Source organism: Trebonia sp. (genome assembly GCF_030042015.1).
GTDB lineage: Bacteria > Actinomycetota > Actinomycetes > Streptosporangiales > Streptosporangiaceae > Trebonia.
The window spans coordinates 1-6,911 of the sequence record NZ_JASIAL010000295.1; the positions used below are offsets into that span (position 1 = coordinate 1).

The 6,911-nt window shown below is 74.5% G+C and carries 7 protein-coding genes; 4 read left to right on the forward strand and 3 right to left on the reverse strand.

Going from position 1 to position 6,911, the window contains the following annotated elements; all coding sequences use genetic code 11:
* From Q1N79_RS15700 to Q1N79_RS15715, 4 genes are all read left to right on the forward strand, one after another.
* A partial coding sequence (locus Q1N79_RS15700; RefSeq protein ID WP_300609782.1) for an amidase family protein occupies positions 1-1,943 on the forward strand: 1,943 nt, incomplete at its 5' end.
* Positions 1,940-2,293, forward strand: coding sequence for a hypothetical protein (locus Q1N79_RS15705; protein ID WP_300609784.1), 354 nt, complete (start codon positions 1,940-1,942; stop codon positions 2,291-2,293). The genes Q1N79_RS15700 and Q1N79_RS15705, both read left to right, overlap by 4 nt.
* Complete coding sequence (locus tag Q1N79_RS15710) at positions 2,286-3,134, forward strand: class III extradiol dioxygenase subunit beta (RefSeq protein ID WP_300609786.1); 849 nt, start codon at positions 2,286-2,288, stop codon at positions 3,132-3,134. The genes Q1N79_RS15705 and Q1N79_RS15710 overlap by 8 nt, the downstream gene beginning before the upstream one ends.
* Positions 3,135-3,146: 12 nt before the next feature.
* Complete coding sequence (locus Q1N79_RS15715) at positions 3,147-3,854, forward strand: alpha/beta fold hydrolase (RefSeq protein ID WP_300609788.1); 708 nt, start codon at positions 3,147-3,149, stop codon at positions 3,852-3,854.
* Positions 3,855-3,866: 12 nt separating this feature from the next.
* Here Q1N79_RS15715 and Q1N79_RS15720 read toward each other — a convergent pair whose 3' ends face one another.
* The 3 genes from Q1N79_RS15720 to Q1N79_RS15730 all read right to left on the reverse strand — a co-directional run bounded on the left by Q1N79_RS15720 (position 3,867) and on the right by Q1N79_RS15730 (position 6,723).
* Positions 3,867-4,532, reverse strand: coding sequence for a response regulator transcription factor (locus tag Q1N79_RS15720; protein WP_300609790.1), 666 nt, complete (start codon positions 4,530-4,532; stop codon positions 3,867-3,869).
* Positions 4,529-6,070 (reverse strand): GAF domain-containing sensor histidine kinase, encoded by a 1,542-nt coding sequence (locus Q1N79_RS15725; RefSeq protein ID WP_300609792.1) that lies wholly within the window; start codon positions 6,068-6,070, stop codon positions 4,529-4,531. Before Q1N79_RS15725 ends, Q1N79_RS15720 begins: the two co-directional genes overlap by 4 nt.
* A 98-nt stretch (positions 6,071-6,168) precedes the next feature.
* Positions 6,169-6,723 (reverse strand): aminotransferase class I/II-fold pyridoxal phosphate-dependent enzyme, encoded by a 555-nt coding sequence (locus Q1N79_RS15730; RefSeq protein ID WP_300609794.1) that lies wholly within the window; start codon positions 6,721-6,723, stop codon positions 6,169-6,171.
* Positions 6,724-6,911 lie beyond the last annotated feature (188 nt).

A 6,911-nucleotide genomic window follows, 5' to 3' on the forward strand; every position in this document is an offset into this window, starting at 1 on the left:
CGAGCGGCGGTGACGCCGCCGCCGTGGCCGCGGGCATGACACCGCTCGGCATGGGCAACGACGGCGCCGGGTCGCTGCGCTGGCCCGCCCAGTGCTGCGGCGTCGCGGCGCTCAAGCCGTCCCTTGGCCGCGTCTCGCAGGGCGGCCGCCACGAGCCGCCGCGGCCGGTGCCGTTCGCGTTCCAGCTGCTGGCCGTCCATGGGCCGATCGCCAGGCGCGTGGCGGACCTGCGGCTGGCGTTCGCGCACATGTGCGGACGCGACGAAGGCGACCCCTGGTACGCCCCCGTCCCCCTGCAGGGCCCGCCCGTCGAGCGGCCGGTGCGGGTGTCGGTCATCACCGACCCGGGCGGGGACGCCACCCACCCCGCCGTGGCCGCCGCCGTGCGCCGGGCCGGGCGGCTGCTGGCCGAGGCCGGGTACGAGCCCGCCGACGCCGCGGTTCCCGCCCTGGACAGGGCCAGCGAGGTCTACTACCAGATCATGTCCGGCTACGGCCGGGTGCGGGAGGAGCAGCCGCCCGTGGAGACCGTGGCGCCGGGGGAGTTCGCCCGGTTCTGGGCCGGCTTCGAGCCCGCCTGGACGGCGGCGGCGGGCAGCCCCGCGTTCGACCCGATGATGGAACGGGCCGCCATCGCCCGCGCCTGGCACGCCTGGCTGCGGCACGCCCCGCTCGTGCTCGCGCCTGTGTGCACCCGCCCGGCGTTCGAGGTGGGCTCCGACCTCGACCCGCGCTGGCAGGCCGGCTGGCCGGCGGCGCTGCGGATGTGCGTGGCCGTCAACCTGCTGGGCCTGCCCGCGGTCACCGTGCCCGTCGGCTGCGACGGCGGCCTGCCGCAGGCCGTGCAGGTCATCGGGCCGCGCTTCCGCGAGGACCTGTGCCTGGACGCCGCCGCGGCGATCGAGGCGGGAACCGGCCCGCTCACCCCGGTCGACCCGCGACCAGGTGCGGCCCGCCCCTTATCCAGAACGATCCGTGGCGCCTCCCCTACGTCATTTGTCCCGGCCAAGTGGGCCCCGATGTCGGACGACACGGCGGCCGCGGCCGGGTCTACTGGCGCTATGAGCACAGCACTGCCCATCGCCGGGGAGTCCCGGCACTCCCGCCTCGCCGACCTGGTGCGCAACATCAGCTATGAGGTGATGCCGTTCAAGAACACCGAACGGGACGTGCTCGAGAACGTGCCCGGCGACGTCCCGCTGACGGTCACGGTGACCGCGGCCAAGGGAATCGGCACGACCCTTGACCTCGCCGAGCGGCTGCACAAGCACGGGTACACGGTCGCCCCGCACCTGCCGGCCAGGCAGTTCACCGGGCAAGCGCAGGTCCGCGAGGTCGTGCACCGGCTGGCCGAGGCCGGGATCCGGTCGGTGTTCGTGATCGGCGGCGACGCGCCGGTCCCGGCGGGCCCGTATCCGGACGCGCATTCGCTGCTGCTGGCCATGGCCGCGGCGGGGCACCCGTTCACCGAGGTCGGCATCGGCGGGTACCCGGAGGGCCACGCGTCGATCGCCAGGCAGGCGATCGACGAGGCGCTGCGGCGGAAGGCGCCGCTGGCCACCCGCGTCCTCACCCAGATGTGCTTCGACGCCGCGACGACCGCGACGTGGGCCGCGGACATCGCCACGGCGGGCGTGGAGCTTCCCGTCTACGTCGGCATCCCCGGGCCGGTGAACCGGCAGAAGCTGGTCCGCATCTGCGCGGGCATCGGGCTGGGCCAGTCGGCGCGCTTCCTGCACAAGCAGCAGGGCATGCTGTCGCGCTTCCTGCTGCCCGGGGGCTACCGCCCCACGAAACTCGCCAGGCAGCTCGCCGCCGCGGCGGGCAGGCACAGCACCAACATCCGCGGGCTGCACATCTTCACGTTCAACGAGCTGCGCGGGACCGAGACCTGGCGGCAGCAGCTGCTCGCCGCGATCTCCTGGAAGGAGGACCGGCCATGACTCAGGCGTCCAAGGCGCGTGACAACTACGTGCTCGACCTGGCCCAGGCCAGGCGCGGCTACGCGCTCAACCGGCTGCTCGGGTCGCTGATGGACCCGAACAGCCGGCAGCGGTTCGCCCGCGACGAGGCCGCCTACTGCGCGGGCTACGGGCTGTCGGAGCAGCAGCGGCGGGCCGTCATCGAGCGCGACTGGGCGCAGCTGCTCGAGCTCGGCGCGTCGGTCTTCTACGCGTTCAAGCTGACCATGGTCGACCGCACGTCGATGCAGCACCTGTCCGCCGCCTTCACCGGGATGTCGCCCGAGGAGTTCGCGGCGGTCATGGCGGCGGGAGGGCGGAACTTTGGCTAGCGTCAGCTGGGGGCTCGCCACCTCCCACGTGCCGCCGATCGGCGCGGCGATGGACAACCACGCGACGGCGGACCCCTACTGGAAGCCGCTGTTCGACGGCTACGGCCCGGCCCGCAAGTGGATGGCCGGCCACCAGCCGGACGTGGCGGTGATCGTCTACAACGACCACGCGAACTTCGTCGGCCTGGACATGGTCCCCGCGTTCGCCATCGGCGCCGCGGACTCCTACGCCATCGCCGACGAGGGACGGGGCAGACGCCCGGTCCCGGACGTGGCCGGCGCGCCCGAACTGAGCGAGCACCTGATACGCGAGCTCATCGACGACGGCTTCGACATCACGACGTGCGGCAAGCTCGACGTCGACCACGGGCTCACGGTCCCGCTGTCGGTGTACTGCCCGGACCCGGGCGACGCCTGGCCCTGCGCCGTCGTGCCCGTGCTCGTCAACGTCATCCAGTACCCGCAGCCGACGGCCGCCCGCTGTCTCGCGCTCGGCAAGGCCCTCGGCAAGGCGATCAGGTCATACCCGCGCGAAATCAAGGTCGCGGTGTTCGGCACGGGCGGCATGTCGCACCAGCTGGCGGGCGCGCGCGCCGGCCTGATCAACCCGCGGTTCGACCGCATGTTCCTCGACGCGATCGAGCGCGATCCCGCGTCGCTCGCGGCGCTGAGCCGCGAGGAGTACATCGCGCAGGCAGGCACCGAGGGCATCGAGCTGATCATGTGGCTGGTGATGCGCGGGGCGCTGAGCGACGCCCTGGTCCGCGTCCACGAGACCTATCATGTTCCCGCGTCCAACACCGCCGCGGGGCTGGCGCTGTTCGAAGACCTGGGTGGCTAGGAAAGGACCCTGATGACCGCGTTCGTCCTCGTGCACGGGGCATGGCACGGCGGGTGGGCGTGGCGGCGGGTGGCCCCGGCGCTGCGCGCCGCCGGGCACGAGGTGCACGCCCCGACCCTGACCGGGGTCAGCGACCGCGCGCACCTGCTCAGCCCGGCCGTCGGGCTCGGCACGCACGTGCAGGACGTCGTGGCGCTCATCGAGGCCTACGACCTGCACGACGTGGTGCTCGTCGGGCACAGCTACGCCGGGCAGGTCGTGACCGGGGTCGCGGACCGCCTTCCCCGGCGGATCGCCAGGCGCGTCTATCTCGACGCGTTCGTGGGCGACGACGGGGACGCCGCGATCGGCCTGCTGCCCGCGGCCGTCGCCGGGCACTACACGGAATCGGTCGCCGGATCCGGGTTCGGCTGGCTGATTCCGGTGCGCTCGCTGGCCGTCCTCGGCGTCACCGACGACGCCGACCTGCGGTGGCTCACTCCCCGGCTGACCCCGCACCCGTGGCTCAGCTATACCGAACCGCTGCGGCTGACCGGGGGCCACGAGGCCGTGCCCGCGGCGTTCGTCGAGTGCACGAGCTGGCTGCGGGTGTTCCAGCCGCAGGCGGACCGGGCCGCGGCCCGCGGCTGGCCGGTGCACCACATCGCGACCGGGCACGAGGCGATGGTCACCGCGCCCGCGGAACTCGCCGGCCTGCTGCTCACCCTCGCCAAGGGCTGACGGTCACCACGGTCACCGCGACGGCACCAGGCCCTCGCGGATCGCGACAAGCGCCGCCTGCGTGCGCGAGCTCAGCTGCAGCTTGCGCAGCACGTTGCTGACGTGGGTGCGCGCCGTGCGCTCGCTGATCACCAGCTCGGCGGCGATCTCCTTGTTCGTCTTCCCGCGGGCGACCAGGATCAGCACGGCCCGCTCCCGCTGCGTCAGCGCGCCGACGCCCGTGGGCGGCGCGACCATGTCCCGCGTGAGCTGGCGCGCCACCGCCGGATCGAGGAACACCTCGTCGCGGGCGGCCGCCAGGATCGCGGCGGCGACCTCGGCCGGCCCCGCGTCCTTGAGCAGGTAGCCCCGGGCGCCGCTGGCCAGCGCGGCGCGCACCCGCTCCGTCTCTCCGAAGCTCGTCAGCACGACGACCCGGGTCCGCGGGTACAGGCCGGTGATTCGCGACGTGGCCGCCACCCCGTCCACCCGGGGCATCATCAGGTCGAGCAGGACGACGTCGGGGAGTTCGGCGCGCACCGCCATCGCGGCGAGCATGTCCAGGGCGTCCTGGCCGTCGGCCGCCTCCGCCGCCACCTCGATGTCGCCGAGCACCTCCAGGTAGGCGCGGATGCCGCGGCGCACCACCGCGTGGTCGTCGACGATCATCACCCGGACTGGCCCCGGCTGCCCGGTCACGGCGCCCCTTCCCCGGCCGGCTGGCCGGCGGCCGGGGCCGCCTCTGGCGCCAGCGGCACCACGGTCCGGACGATGGTGCCTTGGCCGCGGCGCGGCCGGACGGTCACGGTGCCGCCCCAGCGCTGCGCCCGGTCCCGCATCACGGTCAGGCCATAGCCGTCGGCCGCCGCGGCGGCCGCGGCGGCCGCGCCGATCCCGCACCCGTCGTCCGCCACGGTCGCGGTGAGCCGGTCATCGCGGACGGTCAGCCTGATGACCACGGCGCGGGCCCGCGCGTGCTTGACCACGTTGTGGATGGCCTCGGCGATGATCCGGTAGATGTCCTCGGCCAGCTCGCCCTTGACCCGTTCCTGCGCGCCGCTGACCGCCAGCCGCAGCCGCAGGCCCGTCCGGTTCGCGGTGCTGTCGGCCAGCGCGCGGACCGCCTCCTCCACGCCGCGCAGCTCCGCCGCCGCCGACGGCCGCAGCTCGTGCACCATCGCCCGCAGGTCGGCGAGCGCGGTGCGGGACAGCATGCCGACCTCGTCCGCGATCCGCGCCACGGCCTGCGCCGGCACCGGGTCGCCGCGCTGAGCGACCACCTCAAGCGACTTGGCCTGCATGCCGATCGAGAAGACCTGCTGCACGATCGAGTCGTGCAGGTCGCGGGCCAGCCGCTGGCGCTCCTCGCGGCGCGCGCTGTCCCGCTCGCTGCGCAGCAGGGCGGAGTAGTCGACGGCGACCGCCGCCTGTTCGGCCATCGCGGCCAGGAACTCAAGCGTCCGCTGCCCGACCACCTGCCCCGGCGCGAAGAACGCGTTGAGCACGCCGGCGGCACGGCCGCGGACCAGCAGCGGGACGCTCGCGAAGAAGTCCCACCGCGGCTCGCGCATGTACTCGCGCAGCGGCTCCCACGCCGGGTCCGCCATGATCACGGTCCACCGGCCGGCGACGACCACCGGCTCGCCGCGCGCGAACGCGTCGAGCATCATCAGCGCGGCGCCCCGCCGCTGGCAGTCCATCAGCCGGTCGAGGAAGTCCGCGTGGTGCGCGAACCCCGCCATGCCCATGATCCGCAGTCCGCGGCCCGTGGGGTCGAGCGCGAGGATCTGCACGGCGGCCAGCGCGTCGGCCTGCACGACCTCCGACGCCAGCGCGTCGAGCATCGCGGTCAGCGAGCCCTGCGAGGCCAGGTTCGCGGCCGCGCGGGCGATGGCGGCGACGCGCCGCTGCCGCTGCCGCTCGTCGGTGACGTCACGGAACGCGACGACGGTCAGCGACGGGTCGGCGGGCAGCGGCCGCGCGCGGTAGGCGAACTCACGCCGGATCCCCGGTCCGGGAGACCAGGCGGTCACCTGCTCGGCCGAGCCGTCGTCGGGCAGCCAGGCCCGCCCGCCCGCGTCAGGCGCGGCAGGCGGGAACGGAGCCACGGCACCGGCCAGGTCGGCTTCGGCGCGGCCGCACAGCGCCGCCGCGGCCTGGTTGAGCCGGACGAACCGCCCGGCCGAGTCCACCACGGCCAGGCCGTCAGGGCTGCTGACCGCGACTTCCGCCCACATGACCGCCGACCTCCTCCTCCTGGGAGTGACGGTACCGCCGCGGCAGTCGCCACGGACCGTTCGGGATAAGAATCGAAGCCCGCGCCTGCGCGGTCCTGTCAGCCGCGCGCGGGGCTGGCGGCGAGGTTCTCCGCGTGTGCCGCCCAGGCGGCGGCCAGCCGCTCGACGGCGAGCTCGAGCGTGCCCGGCTGCTCGGCGAACGACAGGCGAACGAACTGCCTGTGCCGGCCGTCGGCGCACGCGGCGCCGCCGGGCATGACCGAGACGCCGTGCCTGGCGGCGGCCTGGATGTAGGCGTCCGCGGAATCGAGCGGGAGTTCGGCCCATAGCGACAGGCCGGCCGCGGGCCGCTCCGCCCGCCAGGCGGGCAGGTGCGCGCCGACCAGCGCGGCGAGGTGGTCGCGCCGCTGGGTGAGCGCGTCGCGGTGCGCGGCCAGCCAGCCGGCGTCGATGGCGGCGAGCAGCTGGGCGGCGAGCGCCTGGCTGAGCACCGAGGTGCCCAGGTTGAGCGCCGCCTTGCGGGCGATGACCGCCTCGCGCACCCGCTCGCCGGCGCGGATCCACCCGACCCGCAGGCCGCCCCACAGCACCTTGGAGACCGAGCCGACCGAGATCGCCGGCTGCGCCGGCCGGGGCGGGCTGACCACGCTCACGGCGCAGGTGCTCGCCGAGCAGGCATGGATAGTCCGGGCGCTGCGCGCCTACGGCACGTGCGAGTCCGCGACCGCGCACGGGGTGCTCGACGTGACCGTGCGACTTCGGTAAGTGAGTCCGGTTTTGTCCCGAACGCATGGCCGTCCGCGTGCGTTCTCCTGGTTGAATCCCGCTGTTGTGCGGAAGC

What these genes read in the sequence shown, in the direction of transcription:
- Q1N79_RS15705 (WP_300609784.1), top strand. Translation starts at nt 1,940, where the DNA reads ATGACTCAGGCGTCCAAGGCGCGTGACAACTACGTGCTCGACCTGGCC.
- Q1N79_RS15715 (WP_300609788.1), top strand. Translation starts at nt 3,147, where the DNA reads ATGACCGCGTTCGTCCTCGTGCACGGGGCATGGCACGGCGGGTGGGCG.
- Q1N79_RS15725 (WP_300609792.1), bottom strand. Translation starts at nt 6,070, where the DNA reads ATGTGGGCGGAAGTCGCGGTCAGCAGCCCTGACGGCCTGGCCGTGGTG.